This is a genomic window from Micromonospora sp. PRAS1 (genome assembly GCF_059553435.1).
The window spans coordinates 41,745-65,441 of record NZ_JCANNB010000007.1 but is presented as its reverse complement, the minus strand read 5'-3'; the positions used below and the strand labels follow the sequence as shown (position 1 = coordinate 65,441).

The window sequence follows — 23,697 nt, the reverse complement described above, 5'->3', positions numbered from 1 at the left end:
CGGTCAGGCGTTCAGCGTCCGGCTGGGTGGGATCCCGTAGATGGCGTGGTACCGCGCGGTGAACCGGCTGTGGCTGAGGAATCCCCAACGCGAGGCGATTGCCGAGACCGTCTCCCGTCGCGGATCGGCCTGAAGCAGATCGTGGTGGGCGCGGTCGAGCCGGACGCGGCGCAGGTGGGCCATTGGTGTGGTGTCCAGATGACGGCGGAACGCCAGTTGCAGGGCCCGTAGCGAGACCTGGGCGGCGGCGGCGATGTCGGCCGCGCCGATGTCCCGGTCTGCGTGCTCCTCGATGAAGGCGGTCGCCCGGCGCAGGGTCGCGGTCGTCGCGTCGCGTCGTTCCGTCGCGGTCGGCCAGCCGGCGGTGGTGTTGGGGAAGACCGCGAGGGCGGCGGCGGCCAGCATCCGGGCGGCGTTGGCGAGCACCAGCGGCTGCCGGTAGGCGGACGGGTTGCCCAGTACGACGTGGTTGAGGTAGCTCGTGGTGTGCCGCCAGAGCCGGGCCAGGCCCGGCGAGATCGGAGTCAACCCGGTGAACCTGGTCGCACCCGCCCGGTCGTCCGCGGCGTCGCCGGTCACCTTGGTCAGTACGGAGCGGTCGAGCAGACATCCGACGAGCTTGCCGGGTCGCCAGCGCACCGAGAACGGCAGGCCCGGTGCGGCGGCCAGGAACACGTCGCCCGGACCGAGCCGGTCGTTCACCCCGGCGCAGCTGCGGTCGACCCGACCGCTTACCACTTGGCCGATCACCAGCGCCTCGATGCGTCCGATGTCGATATCCAGCCGGGTGGTCTGCTCCACCGTCTCCAACCAGAATGGTCCGGCATCGACGCGGTGATGACGTAGCCGGTAGCCCTCGGTCGACCGGATGGTCAACTCGGTGCCGTAGGCGCTCGTCAGGAAGGCGCTGATGGTGTCCGGATCGCGGCTGTCGAACCGGTGTGCGGTCGGAACATTCGAGTTCACGGCGGCTCCATCACAGTGGACGGAGTGGTCTGTCGTCACGGGTGGCCTGCCGGTGTGCTCTGGCCAGCCCGGCAGCGTTGCCTCAGGATTCCCGCCAATGCTAATCCACAAAAGAGGGATTCCCGTCGATGCAAGGGGTTGTATGCGATGACGTGGGCCAAATGTCGCTCGTTGCCGACCGGGGGAGGGCTTCGTTTTCGGGCTAGAGCCGCATGTTCCCGTGCGCCCGCCGGACTAGCCGATGACCGATCGTGGCCATGATCATGCAAAGCGTGTCGAGCGAGAGGTAGCTATTCGACCGAGCGGGTGAATAGGGGTGGAGTGTTGGAGAGCAAGGATCCGACTGACATCGTCCGGTTGGCGTCGGCTGAAGCGCTTCGGCGGATCGCCGGGGAGACACTCCTGACCGGCATCCTGGGTACCCGGATGGCCGCCCTCGGCGGCGGTCTCCGGGATGTGCTGCGCGTCGCCCTGGTGACGCAGCGGTTGGCCGCACCGACCCGGCTCATCGCGTTGTGCCGGGAGTCGGGTCTTGGACCCGACGCCTTCGATTTGCTTGGGCATCACCTGTTGGGTGCCCTGGTCGTTTACCGGCCGGGTCCGGACGCTCTGGTACGGGTCGGCGGTGCGCTCGGGCTCGCCCGTCGGGAGCTGTTCACACCCGCTGGTCCGCCGTCCGGCGAGCCGATCCGGGTCGGTGCGCACCCCGGCCGGCGAAACAGTGCGGCGACGCGTTACCGCTCGGCGAAGCCGCCGGAGCACCTGCCCTCGCCGCCGGCCTGGACCTGCACTGGCTGCGGCCAGGAGTGGCCGTGTGCGGTCAAACAGAGCCAACTGCTGGCCGAGTTCGGGGGGGCCCGCGCGGCCCTCGCGGTCTACCTGGGCTCGTGCCTGCTCGCCGCTGCCCGCGACCTGCCCGGCCTGCCGTTGGCCAGAGCCCGGAACCGGTTCCTCGGCTGGTTGCCGCGACGGCCGTTCTGACCCGGCCGCGGCCCCGCCGGGCCAGCCCGGGTCGCGCTCCACCGGGACGCGCTCCGCCGAGCCGCCCCGGTTGCGGGGCACCTGGTGCGGCTCGGCGGACCGCGATCCGGGGAAAATGCTTGTCAGTGCGGTGCTGGCTCGGGTGCCCGGTCGTCGGCGGCCGGACGGTCGAGGGACTCCTCCCCGGCCGCCGGGCCGGCGAACCAGTCGATGCCGCCCGGCTTGCCCGCCGCCACGGCCGCCGCCGCCCGGGCCACCGGATCCGTCGGCGGGCGGGTGGTGGCACCGGCCGGTGACTGCTCGGACGGTTCAGCCGTACCCCCGTCCGGACCCGCCCCGTTCCCGGCCGCGTTCCCGTCGGTGCTCGGCCCGGTCGGACCGGCGCCGACCCCGTTGGCCGCCGGGGTGGCCGGATCGCCCTCGCCGGACTGGTTCTCGCTGTCGGTCGAGAGCGTCGCCGCTTCGCCGGGTCGGGCCGCCGGACGCTCGCCGGCACGCGCGGCCACCACCGGGTACTCGGCGGTCTCGCCGCCGCCGGCCGCGGCGGCCATGACGGCTGCCGCCGCCAGGTCGGCGACCCGTTTGGCCTCGCGTTGCACCCGGGCCCGGGTCTCCTTGGCGTGCCGCTCGGCCGCCTCGGCGGCCCGGCGTACCTCGTCCAGCCGTCGGCTCTCCGCCTCGAGGTCCCGGCGGGTCTCCGCCAGCTGCTGCCGCAGCCGGGTCAGCTCGGCGTCGGTGTTCTCCTTGTCGCGCCGCACCTCGTCGAGCTGCTGCCGGGCGGTCTCCAGCTGCTCCTGGACCTGGGCCAGCACGTCCTGCTGCTCGCCGACGGCCAGCTGTACGGCGTGCAGCTGCTCCTCGGCGGCCGCGGCCTGCTCGTCGCTGTGCTTGCGTACCTCGGCGGCCTGCTCGTCGGCGCGCTTGCGGATCTCCGCCGAGTACTGCTGGGCATCCGCGATCATCGAGCTGACCCGCTGCTCCGCCGCGGACCGCTGGGCGGCCAGCTCACGCTCGACGGCTGCCCGCTGCTCGGCCAGGTCCTCCTCGGCCGCGGTCCGCCGCTCCGCCAGTTCCTCCTCGACGTTCGACCGCCACTGCGCCATCTCCTGCTGGTTCTTCGACCGGGCCGCCTGGATCTCCTGGTGGATCTGGGTACGCGCGGAGGTGGTCAGCGCCTCCGCCGCCGCGCGGGCCTGTTCGACCTGTTGGCGGCACTGCTCGCCGATCCGCTGCGCCTCCTGCTGGGCACGTTCGTGCGCGGCCTCGCCCTCGGTCCGCAACTGGTCGGCCCGTTCGCGGGACTGCACCAGCTCGGCATCGGCCGCCGCCCGCAGCTCCTCGTACGTCTTCTCGTGCTCGGCCCGCCGACCGGCCAGCTCCTCTTCGAGATCGGCGAGGGCCTTGACGGTCCGCTCGCGGGCGTTGGCGAGGATCTTCTCCGCCTCCGCCTGAAGCTTGGTGGCCCGTTGGGTGTGCGTTTCGATGATGGCGGCGGCCTGCTTCTCGGCGAGGTCCAGGATCTGGCCGACCATCGGCCCCACGTCCTGGAAGGCCGCCTTGTCCAACTGCGCGGGCCGCTGGCGCAACTCGGTCACCTCGGCCTGCAACGCGTGCAGCTTGCCGACCATCTCCTGGACCTGGGAGGCGGCCCGGTCCCGTTCGGTCGACACCGCGCTGAGCCGGCCCTCGATCTGTTCGACGTAGCGCTCGACCTGCCGTTTCTCGTAACCGCGCAGGGTGACCTCGAAGTTCGGCCGCAAGACCAGGTCGTCGCGGGCTGCGAACGGCTCCTCGCCGATGGACATGCCTCATCCTCCGTACGGTCGCGAGTCGCCACACCGGGGCGGCCCGGCGGCGATGACGCGCAACGCTACCGCTGCTCGCGATGCTCTGTCGTCCCACCCCGGTACCGTTTCCGCCCGTCTGACCGGCGGTGCCACCCGGCGACGCCGACGAGCGGTGGTACCCCTCCGGTGTGGACGCTCCGGCGGTGGCAACGGTCGATCACCGCCGACTCCATCGACCCGTATCTACCTGCGGCGACGTCGTCGCGGAGGGCGGGGATGGCGGCCGGGACCCGCGCCTTGACATCAAGTTAGGTTAGGTTAACCTAACCGCATGTTGAGCGGATCGGCGTCGGACAGCGCCGAGCAGAGTCTACGCGGGGTCGACCTGCGGCTGGGCTACCACGGCACGCCTGTGGTGCACGGTGCGACGATCGCCCTGCGACCGGGCACGGTGACCGCGCTCGTCGGGCCGAACGGCAGCGGCAAGTCCACGCTGCTGCGGGCGCTGGCCCGGCTGCACCCCATCGACGGCGGCACGGTGCACTTCGCCGACGGCACCGCCGCGGCCGGCCTGCCGGCCAAGGAGTTCGCCCGCCGGGTGACCCTGCTCGCGCAGAGCCGACCGGTGCCCAGCGGGGTCACCGTCCGCGACGTGGTCGGCTACGGCCGCCACCCGTACCGGGGCCGCTGGCGCGCCGACGATCCCGACGGGCCCGCCGCCGTGGCCCGCGCGATGGACGTCACCGGGGTCGCCGCGATGGCCGACCGGCCGGTGGACGAACTCTCCGGTGGCGAATTGCAGCGGGTCTGGCTGGCCACCTGCCTGGCCCAGGACACCCCGGTGCTGCTGCTCGACGAGCCGACCACCTTCCTCGACCTGCGCTACCAGGTCGAAATCCTCGACCTGATGCGTGACCTCGCCGACGACCACGGCGTCGCGGTCGGCGTCGTGCTGCACGACCTGAACCAGGCCGCCGCCGTCGCCGACGAGGTGGTGCTGCTGCACAACGGCCGGGTCCGCGCCACCGGCGTCCCGGCCCAGGTCTTCACCGAGCCGGACCTGACCGAGACCTACGGCATCCGGATCGAGGTCGCCGTCGATCCGACCAGCGGGCTGGTCACCACCCGCCCCGTGGGCCGGCACCTGACCCGGATCCCGGTCTGAACCCCAAACCCAGTCAACACCCGCACCAGAGAAAGAACGTCATGTCCCGTACCCGTGTCACCGCCCTGCTCGCCGCCGTCACCGCGCTGGCGCTGGCCGCCTGCGGCACCACCGAGAACACCGCCGAACCCACGGCCGCCACCCCCGCCGCCGGCGGGCCGGTCTCCGTGACCGACAGCCGCGGCAAGGAGATCAAGCTCGACAACCCCGCCACCAAGGTCGTCGCCCTGGAGTGGGGTGAGGCCGAGATGCTTGTCAGCCTCGGCGTCATGCCGGCCGGCGTGGCCGACACCAAGGGCTACGCCACCTGGGTCACCGCCGCCAAGCTCGATTCCGAGGTCAAGGATGTCGGCACCCGGGGCGAGCCGAGCGTCGACTCGATCGTCGCGTTGCAGCCCGACCTCGTGGTCATGGCCGACGGTCGCGGTCCGAACCTGGTCAGCCAACTGGAGAAGTACGTCCCGGTGCTCGTCACCAAGAGCAGTGACGCCTCGGACAACCTCGGCCGGATGCGCAACGACCTCAACATGATCGCCCAGGCGGTCGGCCGGACCACCGAGGCGGAGAAGCTGCTCGCCGACTTCGACGCGGCGATCAGCGACGGCAAGCAGAAGATCGCTGACGCCGGCGCGACCGGCCGGCCGTTCGCCATCGCCGACGGCTGGAAGGAAGGCAGCACGGTAAGCATCCGGATGTTCGGCCAGGGTGCACTCGTCTCCCAGCTCGGCATCCAGCTCGGCCTCACAAACGCCTGGCAGGGCAAGACCGACGAGGTGTGGGGCCTGGGCCAGACCGACGTCGAGGGACTGACCGGGCTGAAGAGCCCGGACCTGCACTTCTTCTACAACGCCTCGGACGGCACCGACGTCTTCGCTGACGGCCTGGCCGGCAACGCCATCTGGACCTCGCTGCCCTTCGTGCAGCAGGGCAACCTGCACCGGATGCCCGACGGCATCTGGACCTTCGGCGGGCCGCTCTCCGGCAAGCAGTACATCGACCAGCTCGTCGCCACGTACGCGGGGTGACCGCGCTGATCGCGCCCACGCGCCCGGAGCCGGCCGCCCCGCCGGCTCCGGCCCGGCGCCCCTCCGGTACCCGGGTGGCCGGGGTCTTCCTCGCTGCCACCGCGCTCTCCCTGGTCGTCGCGGCGGTGCACCTCACCCAGGGCACCTCCGGCGTCGGCGCGCTCGACCTGCTACGACTGCTCACCGGCGGTGACGACGAGGCGGCCCGGGTGCTGGTCGCCTCCCGGGTGCCCCGGCTGCTCGCCGGGCTGGCCATCGGCATCGCCCTCGGCTTCGCCGGCGCCGCCCTTCAGTCGGTCGCCCGCAACCCACTCGCCTCGCCGGACACCCTCGCCGTCAACGCCGGTGCCCACCTGGCCATCGTCTCCGTCGCCGCGTTCGGCATCGCGCTGCCCGCGCTGCCCGCCGGCGGCCTCGCCTTCGGCGGCGGGCTCGCCGCGGCCGGCCTGGTGCTGGCGATGTCGTCAGGCGGGCAGGCCGGCACCACAAGGCTGATCCTCGCCGGCTCGGCCACCGCCCTGGCGCTCAGCTCGGTGACCATGCTGCTGCTCCTGCTCTTCGAGCAGGCCACCATCGGCCTGTTCGCCTGGGGCAACGGCTCGCTGGTGCAGGCCGACCTGGTCGCCCTCACCCAGCTCGCCCCGGTGATCGGTGCCGCGCTCGTGGCGCTGATGCTGCTCGGTCACCGCCTCGACATCCTCGCCCTCGGCGACGACACCGCAACCGTGCTCGGCCTCAACGTACGGCGTACCCGGCTGTTCGTGACGGTCCTGGCCGTGCTGCTCTCCGCCGCGGCGGTCACCCTCACCGGACCGGTCGGCTTCGTCGGCCTCTGCGCGCCGGTGATCGTCCGGCTGCTCGGCCCACTGGTGCCGGAGGTGCACCGGCACCGGGTACTGCTGCCGCTCTCCGGCATCGCCGGAGTGGTAATCGTGCTCGGTGCCGACGTGCTGCTGCGAGCCGTCATGGGCGGCCAGGCCGGTGTCGACATCCCCACCGGAGTGGTGACCACCCTGCTCGGCGCGGCGATCCTGATCTGGCTGGCCCGCCGGCACCGCGACGCCGGCCCGACCCGCCGCCCGCCGGGCGGGCACGCGGCGGTGCGTACGGCGGCCTTCCACCGCACCGTGCTGGCCGTCGCCGGCACGGTGACCGCCGCCGCGTTGCTGGCCGGCATGCTCGCCGGGGACACCTGGGTGCTCTTCGGCGACATCGTGAACTGGATCAACGGCAGCACCGGACCGGCGTACACCTTCGTGCTGGACCAGCGGTGGCCACGGGTGGCTGCGGCGATGCTGGCCGGCGCGGCGCTCGCGGTCGCCGGCACCACCGTGCAGGCGGTCTGCCGCAACCCGCTGGCCGAGCCCGGCATCCTCGGCATCACCGCAGGCGCCGGGCTTGGCGCGGTCTGCCTGCTCACCTTCGTGCCGCTGGCCGGCGTCTGGGCCGTCTCGGGCGTCGCCGGGCTCGGCGCGATGCTGGCCTTCGCCCTCGTCTACGGCGCGGCCTGGCGCGGCGGGCTCAGCTCCGACCGGCTGGTCCTGATCGGCTTCGGCGCCTGGCAGGGCGGCATGGCTCTGATCACCTACCTGATCGTCGCCTTCGACCCGTGGAACACCGGCAAGGCCCTGACCTGGCTCTCCGGCTCCACCTACGGCCGGACCGCCGGCCAGGTGCTGCCGGTGGCGATCGCGCTGCTGGTGCTCACCCCGGCGGTGGTCGCCGCCCGCCGCGAGCTGGACCTGATGGCACTGGACGACGACACCCCACGGGTGCTCGGCGTCCGGCTGGAGCGCACCCGACTGGTCGCGCTCGGCGCGGCGGCGCTGCTCACCTCGACCGCGGTCTCCGCGGTGGGCGTGATCGGTTTCGTCGGCCTGGTCGCCCCGCATGCCGCCCGTGCCCTGGTCGGCGGTCGGCACGCCCGGGTGCTGCCGGTGGCCGCGCTGCTCGGTGCGGCCCTGGTCAGCCTCGCCGACACCCTCGGCCGCACCGTCATCGCCCCGGCACAGGTCCCCGCCGGTCTGGTCACCGCGTTGATCGGCACCCCGTACTTCGTCTGGCTGCTGTGGCGCTCCCGCGCCGCCGCCCCACAAGCCCGGTGACGCACCGGTTTCCCACGAGAGAGACACGATGACCACCACCCTGCCCGTCGCGCCCTGGCGGCTGTTCACCGTCGAGGTCCGCGCGGTACGCCGGCTCAGCCCCTCCTTCGTCCGGGTCACCTTCACCGGCCCGGACCTGGACCGCTTCGCCGACAACGGCTACGACCAGCGGATCAAGCTGGCCCTGCCGCTGCCCGGCCAGCACGGCGTCCACCTGCCCGAGGGCCCGGACTGGTACGCCCGCTGGCGGGCGCTGCCGGAGCAGCTGCGCAGCCCGATCCGTACGTACACCGCCCGCGCGGTCCGGCCGCAGCTCAACGAGGTGGACGTCGATCTGGTGCTGCACGGCGACGGTGGGCCGGCGACCCGGTGGGCGCGACGGGTCCGCCCCGGCGATGAGATCGCCATCCTGGGACCGAACGCGGCGTACGAGGGCGACCACGGCGGGGTCGAGTTCCGTCCCCCGTCGACCGGGTGCCTGCTGCTGGCCGGGGACGAGACGGCCGTGCCGGCGATCAGTGGCATCTGTGCCCGGCTGCCGCTGCACGCCCGTGGTCGGGTGCTGTTGGAGGTGCCCGAGGCGGCCGACGTGCTGCCGCTGGCCGCCCCGCCCGGGGTGGAGGTGACCTGGCTGCCCCGGCAGGCCGACCCGTACGGTGCCCGGCTGGTCGGCGCCGTGGCCGCTGCGGCCGGCGAGTTGCTGGCCGGCCGGGTGCCCGCCCTGGCGGCGGCCGTGCCGGTCGCCGCTTCGACCGGCCAGCCGGTCGACGACGTCGACGTGGACCGGGAGATCCTCTGGGAGGTGCCCGACCCGTTTCCGGCGGCACCGCTCTACGCCTGGCTGGCCGGCGAGGCGGCGGTCATCCGTACCCTGCGCCGCCACCTGGTGACCGAGCGCGGCCTGGACCGCCGCGCGGTGGCCTTCATGGGCTACTGGCGCCAAGGCCGCTCCACCCCCACCTGAACCCACCTCCACCGCCCTCCCCAGCCCTCGCGATCTTGCACTTCTTGTCGCCACAAACTCCTCAAAGGGTGCATATGGCCGACCGGAACTGCAAGATCGCGGAGGTGGGTCGGTGGCGCTGCGCCAGCAGCTTAGGGCTCACGGCACGATGACGGCGCGGCCCTCCAGCGTGCCATCCTGCATCTGGCCGTACGCGCGCAACGCGTCGTCCAGCTTGAACGTCGTCGTCTTCGGCCGGACCAGCCCCCGGGCACCGAGTTCGAGCACCTCGATCAGCTCCGGCCGGCTGCCCCAGTAGGTGGTCTGGATGCTCACCTCGTACGGCACGGAGAAGAAACCGACCGGCAGGCTGCCACCGCCGATCCCGACGATGGTCAGGTCGCCCAGGGTACGCGCGGCGGCGGCGCCGAGTCGCAGGGTGGCGTCGGCCCCGACGAAGTCGAGCACGACATCGGCACCGCGACCGGCGGTGGCCGACCTGATCTCCTCGGCGGCTTTTTCGTCCGAGCGCAGCGTCAGGTCCGCGCCGCACTCCTCGGCGAGCCGCAACGCCTCGTCGCGGGTGTCCACGGCGATCACCCGGGCCGCGGTGGTGGCCTTGATGATCTGCACGCCGACGTGCCCGAGCCCGCCGACACCGATCACCACGGCGGTGCTGCCGGGCGGCAGCTTCGACCAGGACCGGCGGATCGCGTGGTACGGGGTCAGTCCCGCGTCGGTCAGGGGTGCCGCCTGGAGCGGATCCAGCCCCTCGGGTAGCGGCACGACGAGCCGGGCGGCCGGCACCAACTCGTACTCGGCCATGCCACCGTCCAGGCCCAGTCCACCTCCGCCGCTGGGCACCGGCGCGGCGGCCGGGTTCTCGCAGTAGTTCTCGACGCCGACCCGGCAGCGGGCGCAGGTGCCGCAGCCCCACGGGCCGTACACGGCGACCGGCTGGCCCACCTCAAGCGAGGTGACGCCGGCGCCGACCGCGTGCACCCAGCCGGCATTCTCGTGGCCGAGGATGAACGGCGGATTCCAGGGCAGCGCGCCCGCCTCGAAGTCGTGCATCAGGTGCAGGTCGGAATGGCAGGCACCGGCAGCGCCGATCTTCACCACCACCTGGCCGGGGCCCGGCGTCGGCTCGTCGACCTCGACCAGTTCCGGATCCGTCTTCCAGTCGGGTAGCCGCAGCGCACGCATGCCATTCCTCCTCGTCCCGGTGGCCTCTCGACCCCGGCCTCCCCGTCCCGGTCGGAACCAAACCCGCCGCCTGCCGCACCATCTCGCCGCGGGCCGCCCGTCGGGTCACCGCCCAGCGGTTGCCGATCCGACCGCTCGGCGGTGCACTGAATTACATGACTGTCATCAAGGTGGGCACATCCTCCTGGGCCGACCGGACGCTGCTGCGCTCCGGCTGGTACCCGCGGCAGGTGAACACCCCCGCCGGGCGGCTCGGCTACTACGCCGACCGGTTCGCGCTGGTCGAGGTGGACACGTCGTACTACGCGGTGCCGGCACCGGAGACGGTCCAGGGTTGGGTCGACGCCACACCGGACGGCTTCACCTTCAACGTGAAGGCGTTCAGCCTCTTCACCGGCCACCCGACCCCGGTGGCCGCGCTTCCGGCGGATCTGCGACCGACCGGCGGGCCGGACCGGATCCGCCGCCGGGACCTGCCGCCGGAGGCGTACGACGAGCTGTGGCGGCGGTTCCGCGCGGCGCTGGAGCCGATCGCGGCGGTCGACCGGCTCGGCGCGGTGCTGTTGCAGTTCCCACCGTGGCTGGCCCGTGGCGACGCGGCCCGGCGCCGAATCGTGGAGCTGGCCACCCGCTGCCGGCCCTGGCGGGTCGCTGTCGAACTGCGGCACGCGTCCTGGTTCGACGGTCGGGCGGCGCTGGAGACGCTCTCCTTCCTCCGCGAACACGAGCTGACCTTCTGCTGTGTCGACATGCCGCAGGGCCATCCCGATTCCGTGCCACCGGCCCTGGTCGCGACCGCCGACCTGGCGATGGTGCGGTTCCACGGGCACAGCACCGCCTGGGCCGGCGGCGACAAGGAGGACCGGTTCCGCTACGCCTACGGCGACGACGAACTGCGTTGCTGGTCGCAGCTGCTTGTGGAACTCGCCGAGCAGGCCGAGGAACTGCACGTGCTGTTCAACAACTGCTGCGCCGGGCAGGCGCAGCGCGACGCGGAGAAACTGTCCGGGCTGCTCGCCGTCCCCGTGTCCGGGCAGCCGGTCAGTCCCGGGTGACCCCCTCCGGTCGCATGCCGGTCGCCTCCTCCAGCGCGTTGTCCGGCAGGTCCTCATCGGCCAACTCGTTCGGGAACGGACGCCGCGCCGGTGCCGGGTCCGGCGGTGCGCCCGGACCGGCGGCCGGGGTGGCGGTCGGTTCCACCGAGCCGAGCCCGTGCCGGCCGGCGGGCGGGTGCTCCGTCGGGATCTCACCCGCCCGCCGCTCGCCACGCCGCCCCTCGGGTACGGCGGTCTCCTCGCTGCCCTCGTTCATCGGCGAGTCCGCACCGGCGCCCCACGGCGGGTCGGCGTCGAAGCCGTCCGTGGTCCCCCAGGGCGCGACCTCCTCCGGTCCCCGGTCCTGCCGCTGCCTGTCGGTCATGACCACCTCACTGCTGGATGCGTCCCCACCGGCCCCACTGCCGCCGGTTGCGCCGCCCGGCCTCTGCCGCCGGGTCTGTTGCCGGTTGCGCCGCCGGGCCTGCCGCCGCCGGTTGCGGTCAGCGGCCCGACATCGCCATGTGGCGGCGGGCCGCCTTCATCGCCGCGACCCGAGCCGCGCCCTTGCCCGCCATCCCTGGGGCGTGCATCAGCCCGTTCGCCCGGCCGAGCATGCCACGCAGCACCTGTCCGGGCTTCTGCTGCTCGCCCATGTACGCGGTGACCACGATCAGCGCGCCGGTAAGCGCCGGGATCGCCCACTGGAGCATCCTCAGCTGGCGTTGGCAGGAGGCCACCTGCGGCGGCGTCTGCTGGTTCGGCTCGGTGATCCCCTCGACCGAGGGCATGCCGGCCCGCTCCAGGCGCTTACCGAGCAGCCGGCTGTAGCCGGTCACGGCCAGAGCGCCGACGGTCAGCGCCGTCTTCACGGTGCTCACCCGTCCGACGCCCCGCTGGGCGGCCATCCGAGGGCTCTCGGTGACCAGCTCACCGACCGCACCCGCGAGATGGGCACCGATGGCTGCCGCGTTGACCGGGGTCCACCGGGCCCAGCCGGCCGAGGCGACCGGAAGCCGTTGGGTCGCGTCGCCGACCCGCGCCGCGGCGCCGTTGACACCGAAGGCACCCATCAGGGAACCGCCGAACCAGGCCGCCAGGCCCAGGTCGTGCATCGAGCGTAGTGCGGTGTGACTGTCAGACATCTGGTCTCCCTCCGCCGAATCGGGCGTCCCGGCTTACCCCGGTGACCAGGGGTTATTCCCGCTCCGAGCAGCGCGAGGGTGGGGGTGGGGGTGGGGCTCAGCGGGGCGGCAGGCCGGCGGTGAAGTCGGCGATCCGGGCGGCCAGCGGGGCGGCGGCGCGTACCCAGGTGAAGTGGTCCACTGCGCTGCCCGGCACGTGGTAGCGCTCGCGTTGCAGCGGTGCCGAGGTCAGCTTGGCGCAGAGCCGGTCCAGCGTGGGGTGCGGGGTGTACTGGTCGCCCTCGACGCTCACCGCCAGCACCGGCGTGCGGATCCGGCCCACCGCCGCCTCCGCGTCGACCCCGTCCAACTGGGGGAAGCAGCCGGTCCGGGCGGTGTGCGCCCAGTCGCGGATGACCCCACGGGCCTGCCGGCCGCCGAATCCCCAGCCGGGCCAGACGCCGAGCAGCCGGGTGGTGGCCGCGATGCCCTGGGTGTACGGCAGCACGCCGTAGCGCCGGGGGCCGGTGAAGTCACGCCAGTACGGCAGGCCGACGGCGACCAGCGCCAGCCCGTCGACCTCCGGCTCGTCGTGCAGGGCGAGATGCAGGACGGCGGCGTGGCCGCCGAGGGAGTGCCCCAGCAGCAGCGTGCGTCGCCCGTCCAACCGCTCCTTCAGCGCGGCCCGTACCGCACCGACGTCGGCGGCCAGCTCCGCGTACCCGTACCGGCAGGCCCGGCTCGGGCGCGGTGTGCTCTCCCCGGTGCCGCGCAGATCGGCGACGACCACGGCCAGCCCGGCGTCGCGCAGCGCGGCGGCGAACGGCCGGTAGTAGCGGGCCCGTACGCCCATCGCCGGCGCGACAAGCACCACTGGCGCGTCCGACCGGCCCGGCGGCTCCGGGTAGATCTGGATGCCGAGGCGGGCGCCGTCGACCTGGACGAACTCCTGCACGTATTCCACACTCGCGCTCACCAGGCCAGGTTACCGATCAGTAGGAACGCGCGGGGGGCAGGCCCCGGCGGGTCGCCGACCCGCCGGGACACCGAACTACTGGCCGCGCAGCATGCCCGGACCGAAGACCTCGTAGGCGATCCGCTCCACCGGTACGCCCCGGCGCAGCAGCCCGCCCCGGACGATGTTCATGAACGGCAGCGGCCCGCAGAGGTGCACGTGGGCGTCGGGGGAGAGCGGGATCAACTCGGGGTCCACCCGGCCGCCGGTCACCTCGGCGGCGACGCCGGGCAGGGCGACGCCTGTGGCGTCCTCGTACCACAGCCGGGTGCGCAGGTTCGGCAGCGCGGCGTGCAGGCGCGGCAGGTCGTCGCGGAGCGCGTGGGCCGCGCCGGTCCGGTCGGCGTGCACAAGCACCACCGGGCGCTGCGGCGCGGTGACCGCCAGGTGTTCCAGTGCGGCCATCGCCGGGGTCAGCCCGATACCGGCGCTGACCAGCAGCAGCGGACCCTCGCCGGCGACGGCGTTGACCTCGCCGAAGGGTGGGCTGAGCCGGAGCGTGGCACCGACCGCCACGTGTTCGTGCAGGAAGGTGGAGACCAGCCCGTCCGGGGCGCCGTCGACTCCGCGTACCCGTTTGACGGCGATCCGCCAGTGCGCCGCGCCGGGACGGCCGGCGAGGCTGTACTGGCGGATCTGCTGGCCGCGACCGCCGTCCAGGTCGACCGCGACCGAGGTGTACTGGCCTGGCACGAAGGTGGGCACCCCGCCCTCGTCGTCCGGGATCAGGGTGAACGAGACCACGTCGGAGGTCTCCTGCCGGCGTGCCGCAACCCGCCACGGACGCCACACCGACTCGCCCTCGGCCAGCCCGGCGGTCGCGTACAGCCGCGCCTCCCGGGCGACCAGCTCGACGGCGAGCAGCCAGTAGACCTCGTCCCAGGCGGCGGCGACGGGCGGGGTGACCGCGTCGCCGAGGACCTCGCCGACGGCGGCGAGCAGGTGCCGACCGACGATGGTGTACTGCGCCGGGGTGATCCCCAGGGAGGCGTGCTTGTGCGCGATCCGGTCCAGCACCGGACCCCAGGGCGCCGCGTGCGCATCGGTCAGGTGCTCGGCGTACGCGACCACGGCCGCGGCCAGGGCGGCCTGCTGGCTGCCGCTCGCCTGGTTGCCCCGGTTGAACAGGTCGAGCAGCTCGGGATGCGCGGCGAACATCCGCTTGTAGAACCGGCGCGTGATGGCCTCGCCGTGCGCCCGCACGGCGGGCAGGGTCGCCGTCACCACCGCTGCTGAGGACTGGGTGAGCACGATGTTCTCCTTCGGGGAACGACCTTACGGACCCGCTCACCAAAACAGGTATCTGTATTACCTCTTTAGGGTCGAAGGTCCCGGATCGCCGGTCGCGCAGGTCACACGACGGACCGTCCGGGGCATGGCGACTGGCTAGGGTCGAAAGGTGAAGCTCAACCGGTCCACCGACATGGCGCTGCGGATCGCCATGTTCACCGCCGCCTCCGGCCGGCGGACGACAGTGGACGAACTGGCCGAGCGGCTGGCGCTGCCCCGCAACCACGTGGCCAAGGTGGTGCAACGGTTGCAGCACCTCGGGGTGCTGGTGACCATCCGGGGTCGCTCCGGCGGGGTGGCGGTCGCGGCGGACGGCGCGACGTACACCGTCGGGCAGGTGGTCCGGGCGTTCGAGGGGGACGGCGAGGTGGTCGACTGCGAGACGCCGGCCTGCCCGCTACGGGCGGCCTGCCGGCTCCGCGCCGAGCTGCGGCGAGCCCAGCAGGCCTTCCTCGCCGCCCTGGACCAGGTCACCCTGGCCGACCTGGCCGACGACCCCGCCCGCCCCCTCCTCCTCACCCTCCCACCCCACCCCCTTGACCCCGTTGATCATGAGGTTGGCGGCAGTTTGAAGATCAACTAGTGCCGCCAACCTCATGATCGACCCTCTGGGGGTGGTCAGGAGAAGGTGATGGTGCCGGTGGGGGTGCGTACGCAGGCCAGCGAGCGGGCGGTGGTGGTGGCGGCGCCGGCCAGGCAGCGGCCGAGCACCTGGTGCCCGGCGGCGTTCGGGTGCCACGACTCCTGGCAGGTCTGGAAGTAGGTCACACAGGTGTTGGCGATCCGCTGAATCGCGATCTTGTCCTTGCCGGCAAGGCTGGTGACGAAGGTGCCGTTGGGCGGATTGTCCATCAGCCGGATCGGGGTGGCCAGCGTGCCGGTCGGGCTGTTCGAGGACTCGCAGAGCCGCGCGCCGTCGAAGGCCCGCTGGACGTTCAGGTAGACCAGATCGGCACCGGGGAACTCGGCGGCCAGCGTGTCCCGGGTGGAGCGCACGATGGTGCCGAGACCCTGCGAGAACCGGTGCCCGGGGGCCAGGCTCGCCCGGTGGATCGGGCAGCCCGCCGCGTACCGCTCGGCGCCCAGTGCACGGAACTTGTCCCGGGTGTCGTCCCGGCTGTCCTCCGAGTGGTAGGACGCCTCCAGTTCCAGCGGCAGCGGGTTGGTGTAGTCCTGCAACACCACCCGGTGCTGACCGTCGGCGTCCACCTCGCGCAGGGTGGTGAGGATCTGCCGTACCGCCGCGGTGGTCTCGGCGGTCGCGGCGTCGAGCTGAGCGGCGGTGGCCAGGTCCGCGTCGCTGCACGGCTTCTGCTCCACCGGCCCGTTCAGGTACGCCCAGAACTCCCACCAGCCCGTCCAGGCGTCGGCGATGAACCGGTTGGCGCACTTCTCGGCGACCCCGCCGAAGGTGAACGAGCTGTTGTTCGAGCCGAGGCCGATGAGCACCAGGTCGATGTCGTGGGTTTGGGCCGCCGCGCGGAGCTGGTCGAGCTGGGCGGCGACCTGGCGGCCGTTGGCGCGCGCCGAGGAGGCGGCACCGATGTCGTGCGGCTGCCCGCCGGAGCAGGCCAGGTTGAACCGGTCCTGGATGCCGGGCAGCGTGGCCTGGTGCAGCGAGGCGTTGGCCGAACGGTGACAGAAGAAGGCGTTGCTGTTCGGCGCGGTCCACCCCGGGAAGGCCCGCGCGACGCCTGTCGAGTCGACCACCGGCTGGTACGCCCCGGCGCCTTCGCCGCTGATGAAGCTGTCGCCGAGGGCGACGGCCGCGGTGGGCAGCGCCGCCGAGACGGGAAGGGGTGCCGCGACGGCGGTGGAGAGGGTCGCTGCGGCGACGGCGAGGGCCATCGCGGCGGCGGTACGACGCAACCCGGACATGGCATCACATCCGTTCATGGAAATGTGAAAGATCCTCTGGTGGCGTGATGGAATCACGCGGGTGTGACGCACGTCAACCGGGGGAAACGGATGTGACATGTGGGTCAGCTGGGTGTTGAATCTCCGCACGACGACCCCGCCGCCCACCCCCTCGCCGCAGCCGGGGCATAACGCCGGACACCCGGGCGTTGACCGCGGCAGGGCAACCAGCAGCGGCCCCGTGCGGCGTGCCGTACGGGTGTCCGCGTCGCGTGTCGGGGCGTACGGCTACGCTCGCTGCGGCGTGCCCACGCTGGGCCGACCGCCGACGGTGCGGGGCAGCACATCGCCGAGACCCGGGAGTACGACCAGTTGACCGCAGAGCCTGAGACCCTGTACGGAGCCGACGACCTCACGCACCTCGAAGGGCTGGACGCCGTCCGCAAACGGCCCGGCATGTACATCGGCTCCACCGACAGCCGTGGCGTGGGCCACCTCGTCAACGAGATCCTCGACAACTCCACCGACGAGGGAGTCGCCGGCCACGCCACGAAAATCGCGGTGATCCTGCACGCCGACGGCTCGGTGCAGGTCGACGACGACGGGCGGGGCATCCCCACCGACGTGCACGCCCGCTCCGGCATCTCCGGTGTCGAGCTGGTGCTCACCCGCCTGCACGCCGGCGGCAAGTTCGGCGGCTCCGGCTACAAGACCTCCGGCGGCCTGCACGGCGTCGGCGCCTCGGCGGTCAACGCGCTCTCCCGCCGGTTCGACGTCACCGTCCGGCGCGGCGGCAAGGTGCACGCCATGTCCTTCCGGCACGGCGTACCGGGCATCTTCGACGGCGACGGGCCGGACGCGCCGTTCACCCCCGGCCCCGGGCTCCAGGTCATCGGCGCGACAAAGCGCGGCCAGCGCACCGGCACCTCGATCCGTTACTGGCACGACCCCCGCTACTTCGAGACCGGCGCCACCCTGGACCACGACGCCGTACGCGCCAAGCTGCGGCACACCGCCTTCCTGGTGCCCGGGGTCAGCTACACCCTGCACGACCGCACGGCCGAGCAGCCCACCGAAGAGGTCTTCCACTACCCCGACGGGCTCACCGAGATGGTGGAGTTCCTCGCCCCGGCCGGCGACCGTCCCGTCTCCGGCACCCTGCTGGTCACCGGCGAGGGGACGTACCGGGAGAACGCCGCCGACGCCAACGGCGTCATGCAGTCCAACGTGCAGCGCCGGGCCGAGATCGAGATCGCCTTCCGCTGGGGCACCGGCTACGAGCGCACCGTCGAGTGCTTCACCAACACCATCCGCAACGCGCACGGCGGTACCCACCGCAAGGGCTTCGAGCGGGCCCTGGCGCGTACCCTCGCCGACGCCGTACGCAACACCCGTGGCCTGCTCAAGGCCAAGGAGGACGCACCCACCCTGGACGACGTCCTGGAGGGCATGACCGCGGTGGTGCACGTCCGGGTGCCCGAGCCGCAGTTCACGTCGCAGACCAAGGACGAGCTCTCCACCGCAGGCGTCACCAAGGTGGTGCAGGGCCTGGTCGAGCGGCACGTCAAGTCCTGGCTGGAGGACCGGAAGACCAAGACCGAGGCGCGGACCGTCCTCCAGAAGATCGTCGACGCGGCGCGGGTCCGGCTCACCCAGAAACAGCAGAAGGACGCCGCCCGCCGCAAGACCGCCCTGGAGGGCGCGGCCATGCCGGCCAAACTGGTCGACTGCCGCTCATCAGGCATTGATAGAAGTGAATTGTTCATCGTGGAAGGCGACAGCGCCCTCGGAACGGGTCGACTTGCCCGTTCTGCCGAATTTCAGGCGTTGCTGCCGATTCGCGGCAAGATCCTCAACGTGCAGAAGGCGAGCCTCCAGCAGGTGCTGGACAATGCCGAGTGCGCGGCGATCGTGCAGGTGCTCGGTGCCGGCTCCGGGCGTACCTTCGACCTGTCGGCGATGCGTTACGGCCGCGTACTCATCATGGCCGACGCCGATGTCGACGGCGCGCACATCCGGACGCTGCTGATCACCCTCTTCGCCCGCTACATGCGGCCGTTGATCGAGGGCGGTCGGCTCTACGCCGCGATGCCGCCCCTGCACAAGATCACCACGAAGGGGCGCAACCCGCAGACCGTCTACACCTACACGCAGGCGGAGATGGAGGCGACGGTCCGCAAGCTGGAGCAGTCCGGCAAGCAGATCGTCACCCCGATCCCGCGGTTCAAGGGCCTCGGTGAGATGGATGCCGACGAGCTCTGGGAGACCACGATGAACCCGGCCACCCGCGCGGTACGCCGGATCACCCTGGACGACGTCGAAGCCGCCGAGCGGATTCTCGACCTGCTGATGGGGGAGAAGGTCGAGCCGCGCCGCAACTGGCTGATCGACTCCGCCGACCGGGTCGACCGCGACGCTATCGACGCCTGAGCACCGGCTCTTTCGGAAGGACAGCCCAGTAATGGCACGCCGCAAGGAAACGAAGGTCGACCACTCCGCGTTCGACCGGGCCGGTGCGCGGGTCTTCGACAACCCGCTGGTCACCGAGGTCTCCGACTCCTACCTGGAGTACGCCTTCTCGGTGATCCACTCCCGGGCGCTGCCCGACGCCCGGGACGGCCTCAAGCCGGTGCACCGGCGCATCCTCTACTCGATGCACGAGGCGGGTTTCCGGCCGGACCGGCCGCACGTCAAGTCGGCCCGGGTGGTCGGCGACGTGATGGGGCGCTACCACCCGCACGGTGACACCGCGATCTACGACGCGATGGTCCGGATGGCGCAGGGCTTCTCGCTCAACGTGCCACTCATCGACGGGCATGGAAACTTTGGATCTCCGGACGATGGACCGGCTGCGGCGCGTTACACGGAAGCTCGGATGTCGCGGGAGGCGATGCTGCTCGTCGGCGAGTTGGGCGAGGAGACGGTCGACGTCGAGCCCAACTACGACGGCTCGCTGACCCAGCCCACCGTGCTGCCGGCCGCCTTCCCGAACCTGCTTGTCAACGGCACGTCCGGGATCGCGGTGGGGATGGCGACCAACATGATCCCGCACAACCTGGGTGAGGTCGTCTCCGCCGCCCGCTGGCTGATCCGGCACCCGGATGCCAGCCTCGACAAGCTGATGGAGTTCGTGCCCGGTCCGGATCTGCCCACCGGCGGCCTGCTGCTCGGTCTGGACGAGGTGCGCCGGGCGTACGAGACCGGCCGGGGTGTGGTGCGGATGCGCGGCAAGGTGGAGATCGGCCCGTTGGAGGGCAGCCGGGGCCGGCAGGCGATCACCGTGGTCGAGTTGCCGTACGGCGTCGGTGCGGAGAAGGTCATCGCGGCGATCACCAACGAGGTCACCAAGACCAAGCGGCTGACCGGGATCGCGGACGTCAAGGACCTCACCGACCGGGAGAGCGGCACCCGCCTGGTCATCGAGTGCAAGGTCGGGGTCAACCCGCAGGCGCTGCTGGCCGACCTGTACCGGCTCACCCCGTTGGAGCAGTCGTTCGGCGTGAACAACCTGGTGCTTGTCGACGGGCAGCCGCGCACCCTCGGGCTGAAGGCGCTGCTGGAGGTCTTCCTGTCGCACCGCTACGAGGTGGTGACCCGCCGCAGTGCGTACCGCCGGCGCAAGCGGGAGGAGCGGCTGCACCTGGTCGACGGGTTGCTTGTCGCCCTGCTCGACATCGACAAGGTGGTCAAGCTGATCCGGGCCAGCGAGGACGCCCAGGACGCCAAGGACGGCCTGATGCGGCGGTTCAAGCTCTCCGAGATCCAGGCGGCGTACATCCTGGACACGCCGCTGCGCCGGCTGACCAAGTACGACCGGCTGGAGTTGGAGGCCGAGCAGGAGAAGCTGCGTGCGGAGATCGCCGAGTTGTCCACCATCCTGGACGACGAGAAGGTGCTGAAGAAGCTCGTTTCCGACGAGTTGGCGGCGGTGGTCAAGCAGTTCAACGCGCCTCGGCGCACCACCCTGGTCGACGGCGACCTGAAGGAGGTGCTGGCCGCGTCGGTTCCGGCCGGTCCGCTGGAGGTGGCCGATGATCCGTGCCAGGTGATCCTGTCGGCGACCGGGCTGGTCGCCCGTACCGCCGCGGAGTCGGAGGAGGCCGCCGAGGGGCGCCGCCGGCACGGCCGGGTCAAGCACGATGCGGTACGCGCCGTGGTGCACTCCACCGCCCGGGGGCGGGTGCTGCTGGTGACCAGCGCCGGGCGGGCGTTCAAGGTGGATGTGCTGCCGCTGCCGGTGCTGCCGGAGCAGGTCGGCACGGTGTCGCTGCGCGGTGGGATGTCCGCCGCCGAGTTGGTGCCGTTGGAGCCGGGGGAGAGCGTGGTCGGCCTGGCGCCGTTGGGTTCGGCCGCCGAGGGCTCGCCCGGCCTGGCGTTGGGTACCCGGCAGGGCGTGGTCAAGGTCTGCGCCCCGGACTGGCCGGTGCGTTCCGACGAGTTCGAGGTGATCGGGCTGCGCGAGGGCGACGAGGTGGTGGGGGCGACCTGGCTGACCGACGGGAACGAGTCGCTCACCTTCCTCACCAGCGCGGCGTCGCTGCTGCGCTTTCCGGCCGGGTTGGTGCGGCCGCAGGGGCTCAAGGGCGGCGGCATGGCCGGCATCGCCCTGTCGGCCGGGGCGCAGGTGGTCTTCTTCGGCGCGGTCCGCACCGACGATCCGGAGCACGGTGAGCCGATGGTGGTCACCTCCACCGGTGCGACGGTGAAGGTGACGCCGCTGGCGGCGTACCCGACGAAGGGGAGGGCGACTGCCGGGGTGCGCGCGCAGCGGTTCCTCAAGGGCGAGACCGATGTGGTGGTGGGCTGGGTCGGTCCCCGGCCGGTGGGGTCGACGGCGAACGGCGAGGCGGTGGAGTTGCCGGCGGCGGATCCGCGCCGCGACGGCTCCGGCTTCGCGGTGATGCTCGGACCGACCGTGGTGGGTCACCAGATCGATCGCGACTGACCCTGATCCTCGAACTGGCCGGTTGATCTGGAGGCTGTCGTCACTACGCTCGGTGGATCGTGGCAACAGCCGCACGGTCGACGGCGGAACCTGTCGCTGAAGTCGACGAACTCGGTCGGAGGGGCTGCGGAAGCCTTCCGGAAGGCTTCCGCAGCCGCGCGCCTTGAGTGGAAGATCAGGCCCGGTACAGGCAGAAGGAGTAGAGGGTGCGACCGGTCTTCGTGCTGTCACCCCGTGGTTCGAACCACAGCGTGCCGTTGCCCCGGGGGCGGTAGCCCACGTTGACGTCCTTCGTGACCTTCTTGCCCGAGGTGCCGAGCAGTGTGGTGGAGGTGCTGGTGCCTCCCTGTGCCATCCGAACCCGGATCGACTTGACCGTTCCGGAGATCTTGTACGTGGCCTTCACCCGTGCATTTCCCCCCGGCCATCCGGAGTAGCCGAATCCGAGTCCACCCCCGACCGAGTCGCCCGCCGAGGCGCTCCAGGAGCGTACACAGGTCGCTGCTTCCGCCTTTGTTGCAGTCGGGACCACCAGCGCGGCGGTCGCCAGCAGGGCAAGCGCCGGCATCGACAAGGCCATTCTTCGTGCAGATAGGGCCACAAATACTCCTTTGTGGTGCGAGGCGCTGGGTGGTTTAGGCCGGACAAGCAGCGGCCAGCCGGCACGTGTCCCACCCCTGGCGCTGGCTACTGTAGCCATGGGTCTATCCACAAGTGTCGGCCGGGGTTGATCATGCGGCTCGGGTGCGACGGCCGACGGCGAACCGGTGGATCTGCCGGCGGCCGACCCTCGTCGCGACGGCGGGGACAGCGGCGCCAGGACCTGGACCAAGGGCGAGGTCTGGCGGTTCTTCGCCCAGTTCTGACCCGGTGACCGGCCCGATGGTCAGAGTTCGGGTTCGGGGCCCTGACGGGACGCCGGGGTGGTGCCGCGTAGGCGGGCCACCAGGCGCATGCCGTGGTAGACCAGCAGGGCGGCGGCGGTGCCCAGGGCGATGCCGTGGAAGGAGAGGTCGCCGGCGCTGAGCGTGTAGTCGGCGGCGCCGATGATCACCGCGACGGCGGCGGTCAGCAGGTTGACCGGGTCGTGGAAGTCGACCCGGTTGTCGAGCCAGATCCGGGCGCCGAGGATGGCGATCAGCCCGTAGAGCGCGGTGGTGGCGCCGCCGAGGACGCCGGCCGGCACGGTGAGGATCAGCGCGCCGACCTTGGGGCTGAGCCCGAGCAGCACCGCGGCCAGCCCGGCCACCCAGTACGCGGCGGTGGAGTAGACCCGGGTGGCGGCCATCACGCCGATGTTCTCGGCGTACGTGGTGGTACCGGAGCCGCCGCCGGAGCCGGCGAGTACGGTGGCCAGGCCGTCGCCCATGAACGCCTTGCCCATGTCCCGGTCCAGGTTGCGGCCGGTCGTCGCGGCGACCGCCTTGACGTGGCCGGCGTTCTCCGCGATCAGCACCAGGACCACCGGGATGATCAGCACCATGGCGCGCAGGCTGAAGCTGGGGGCGTGGAATTCGGGCAGCCCGACCCAGGCGGCCTCGCGCAGCCCGGTGACCGCGGCCGGGGCCAGCCCGCCGGTCGTCGCGGCGACCAGCCAGCCGACGAGGACGCCGAGCAGGATGGAGAGTCGGGCCAGGAAGCCCTTGAAGAGCACGGTGAAGAGCAGGATCGCGGTGAGCGTGAGTACCGCGATCAGCGGCTGTGCCTTGACCCCGCCGTTGCCGCCGCCGTCCCAGGCGACCGGGGCGAGGTTCAGCCCGATCAGCATCACGATGGCGCCGGTGACCACGGGCGGCATGAGCCGGTTGATCCAGCCGGCCCCGGCGATCTGCACCACCAGGCCAACCAGGGCCAGTGCGGCGCCGGCCACCACGATGCCGCCGAGCGCCGGGCCGATGTCGCCGCCGGAGCTGGCGGCCAGCACCGGGGCGATGAAGGCGAACGACGAGCCGAGGTACGACGGCAGCCGGTTGCCGGTGATCACCAGGAAGAGCAGGGTGCCGAGCCCGGAGAAGAACAGCGTGGTGGCCGGCGGGAAGCCGGTGATCAGCGGCACGGTGAAGGTGGCGCCGAACATCGCCACCACGTGCTGCACGCCGACGCCGAGCGTGCGCGGCCAGGAGAGCCGTTCGTCGGGGTGCACCACGTCGCCGGGGCGGATCGACCGGCCGTCGCCGTGCACCGACCAGGGGGACCAGCGGGAGCGCGTGGGGGTGGGGGACTGGGTCATGGTTGGCCCTTCGCATCCGAGGTG

Annotated in this window: 19 protein-coding genes; 9 read left to right on the top strand and 10 right to left on the bottom strand. The window is 72.1% G+C overall.

What is annotated here, in order from left to right; translation table 11 throughout:
- Window positions 1-3: 3 nt before the first annotated feature.
- Window positions 4-966 carry a helix-turn-helix transcriptional regulator gene (locus AC507J_RS08950; protein ID WP_496288606.1) on the bottom strand — a complete coding sequence of 321 codons (963 nt, stop codon included), beginning with the start codon at window positions 964-966 and terminating at the stop codon, window positions 4-6.
- 324 nt (window positions 967-1,290) lie between these two features.
- Here AC507J_RS08950 and AC507J_RS08945 point away from each other — a divergent pair, with 324 nt between their 5' ends.
- Entirely contained in the window at window positions 1,291-1,947 is a 657-nt protein-coding gene (locus AC507J_RS08945; RefSeq protein ID WP_496288605.1) for a hypothetical protein, read from the top strand.
- 122 nt (window positions 1,948-2,069) lie between these two features.
- Here the strand turns inward: AC507J_RS08945 and AC507J_RS08940 are convergent, their stop codons facing one another.
- A complete protein-coding gene (locus tag AC507J_RS08940) occupies window positions 2,070-3,752 on the bottom strand; it encodes a hypothetical protein (RefSeq protein WP_496288604.1) in 1,683 nt (560 codons plus the stop codon).
- A 313-nt stretch (window positions 3,753-4,065) separates the two neighbouring features.
- Here AC507J_RS08940 and AC507J_RS08935 point away from each other — a divergent pair, with 313 nt between their 5' ends.
- The 4 genes from AC507J_RS08935 to AC507J_RS08920 are packed head-to-tail and all read left to right on the top strand — an operon-like array spanning window position 4,066 to window position 8,993.
- On the top strand, window positions 4,066-4,899 hold the full coding sequence (locus AC507J_RS08935) for an ABC transporter ATP-binding protein (RefSeq protein WP_496288603.1): 834 nt from the start codon (window positions 4,066-4,068) through the stop codon (window positions 4,897-4,899).
- A 41-nt stretch (window positions 4,900-4,940) separates the two neighbouring features.
- Complete coding sequence (locus AC507J_RS08930; RefSeq protein ID WP_496288602.1) at window positions 4,941-5,924, top strand: ABC transporter substrate-binding protein; 984 nt, start codon at window positions 4,941-4,943, stop codon at window positions 5,922-5,924.
- Complete coding sequence (locus tag AC507J_RS08925; RefSeq protein ID WP_496288601.1) at window positions 5,921-8,029, top strand: iron ABC transporter permease; 2,109 nt, start codon at window positions 5,921-5,923, stop codon at window positions 8,027-8,029. The genes AC507J_RS08930 and AC507J_RS08925 overlap by 4 nt, the downstream gene beginning before the upstream one ends.
- Window positions 8,030-8,057: 28 nt before the next feature.
- Complete coding sequence (locus tag AC507J_RS08920) at window positions 8,058-8,993, top strand: siderophore-interacting protein (RefSeq protein ID WP_496288600.1); 936 nt, start codon at window positions 8,058-8,060, stop codon at window positions 8,991-8,993.
- Between the two features lie 138 nt (window positions 8,994-9,131).
- Here the strand turns inward: AC507J_RS08920 and AC507J_RS08915 are convergent, their stop codons facing one another.
- A complete protein-coding gene (locus AC507J_RS08915) occupies window positions 9,132-10,178 on the bottom strand; it encodes an NAD(P)-dependent alcohol dehydrogenase (protein WP_496288599.1) in 1,047 nt (348 codons plus the stop codon).
- Between the two features lie 155 nt (window positions 10,179-10,333).
- On the opposite strand from AC507J_RS08915, the gene AC507J_RS08910 reads away from it, so the two are divergent.
- Window positions 10,334-11,233, top strand: coding sequence for a DUF72 domain-containing protein (locus AC507J_RS08910; RefSeq protein WP_496288598.1), 900 nt, complete (start codon window positions 10,334-10,336; stop codon window positions 11,231-11,233).
- Here the strand turns inward: AC507J_RS08910 and AC507J_RS08905 are convergent.
- The 4 genes from AC507J_RS08905 to AC507J_RS08890 all read right to left on the bottom strand — a co-directional run bounded on the left by AC507J_RS08905 (window position 11,220) and on the right by AC507J_RS08890 (window position 14,602).
- On the bottom strand, window positions 11,220-11,597 hold the full coding sequence (locus AC507J_RS08905) for a hypothetical protein (protein ID WP_496288597.1): 378 nt from the start codon (window positions 11,595-11,597) through the stop codon (window positions 11,220-11,222). The two genes, AC507J_RS08910 and AC507J_RS08905, sit on opposite strands and share 14 nt — an antisense overlap.
- Window positions 11,598-11,715: 118 nt before the next feature.
- A complete protein-coding gene (locus AC507J_RS08900; protein ID WP_496288596.1) occupies window positions 11,716-12,357 on the bottom strand; it encodes a hypothetical protein in 642 nt (213 codons plus the stop codon).
- A gap of 97 nt (window positions 12,358-12,454) precedes the next feature.
- Window positions 12,455-13,312: an alpha/beta hydrolase family protein gene (locus AC507J_RS08895; protein ID WP_496288595.1), complete on the bottom strand. Its 858-nt coding sequence runs from the start codon at window positions 13,310-13,312 to the stop codon at window positions 12,455-12,457.
- Window positions 13,313-13,387: 75 nt separating this feature from the next.
- On the bottom strand, window positions 13,388-14,602 hold the full coding sequence (locus tag AC507J_RS08890) for a globin domain-containing protein (RefSeq protein WP_496288594.1): 1,215 nt from the start codon (window positions 14,600-14,602) through the stop codon (window positions 13,388-13,390).
- A gap of 148 nt (window positions 14,603-14,750) precedes the next feature.
- On the opposite strand from AC507J_RS08890, the gene AC507J_RS08885 reads away from it, so the two are divergent.
- Window positions 14,751-15,224 (top strand): RrF2 family transcriptional regulator, encoded by a 474-nt coding sequence (locus AC507J_RS08885; protein ID WP_496288593.1) that lies wholly within the window; start codon window positions 14,751-14,753, stop codon window positions 15,222-15,224.
- A gap of 35 nt (window positions 15,225-15,259) precedes the next feature.
- Here the strand turns inward: AC507J_RS08885 and AC507J_RS08880 are convergent, their stop codons facing one another.
- A complete protein-coding gene (locus AC507J_RS08880; RefSeq protein WP_496288592.1) occupies window positions 15,260-16,519 on the bottom strand; it encodes an SGNH/GDSL hydrolase family protein in 1,260 nt (419 codons plus the stop codon).
- A gap of 351 nt (window positions 16,520-16,870) precedes the next feature.
- Here AC507J_RS08880 and AC507J_RS08875 point away from each other — a divergent pair, with 351 nt between their 5' ends.
- Both AC507J_RS08875 and AC507J_RS08870 read left to right on the top strand, forming a co-directional pair.
- A complete protein-coding gene (locus tag AC507J_RS08875; protein WP_496288591.1) occupies window positions 16,871-18,928 on the top strand; it encodes a DNA gyrase/topoisomerase IV subunit B in 2,058 nt (685 codons plus the stop codon).
- A 31-nt stretch (window positions 18,929-18,959) separates the two neighbouring features.
- Window positions 18,960-21,443: a DNA gyrase/topoisomerase IV subunit A gene (locus AC507J_RS08870; protein ID WP_496288590.1), complete on the top strand. Its 2,484-nt coding sequence runs from the start codon at window positions 18,960-18,962 to the stop codon at window positions 21,441-21,443.
- Window positions 21,444-21,618: 175 nt separating this feature from the next.
- Here AC507J_RS08870 and AC507J_RS08865 read toward each other — a convergent pair whose 3' ends face one another.
- Both AC507J_RS08865 and AC507J_RS08860 read right to left on the bottom strand, forming a co-directional pair.
- Window positions 21,619-21,849, bottom strand: a complete 231-nt coding sequence (locus AC507J_RS08865; RefSeq protein WP_496288589.1) for a hypothetical protein — start codon at window positions 21,847-21,849, stop codon at window positions 21,619-21,621.
- A 480-nt stretch (window positions 21,850-22,329) separates the two neighbouring features.
- Window positions 22,330-23,673, bottom strand: a complete 1,344-nt coding sequence (locus tag AC507J_RS08860) for a uracil-xanthine permease family protein (protein ID WP_496288588.1) — start codon at window positions 23,671-23,673, stop codon at window positions 22,330-22,332.
- Between the last annotated feature and the right edge of the window lie 24 nt (window positions 23,674-23,697).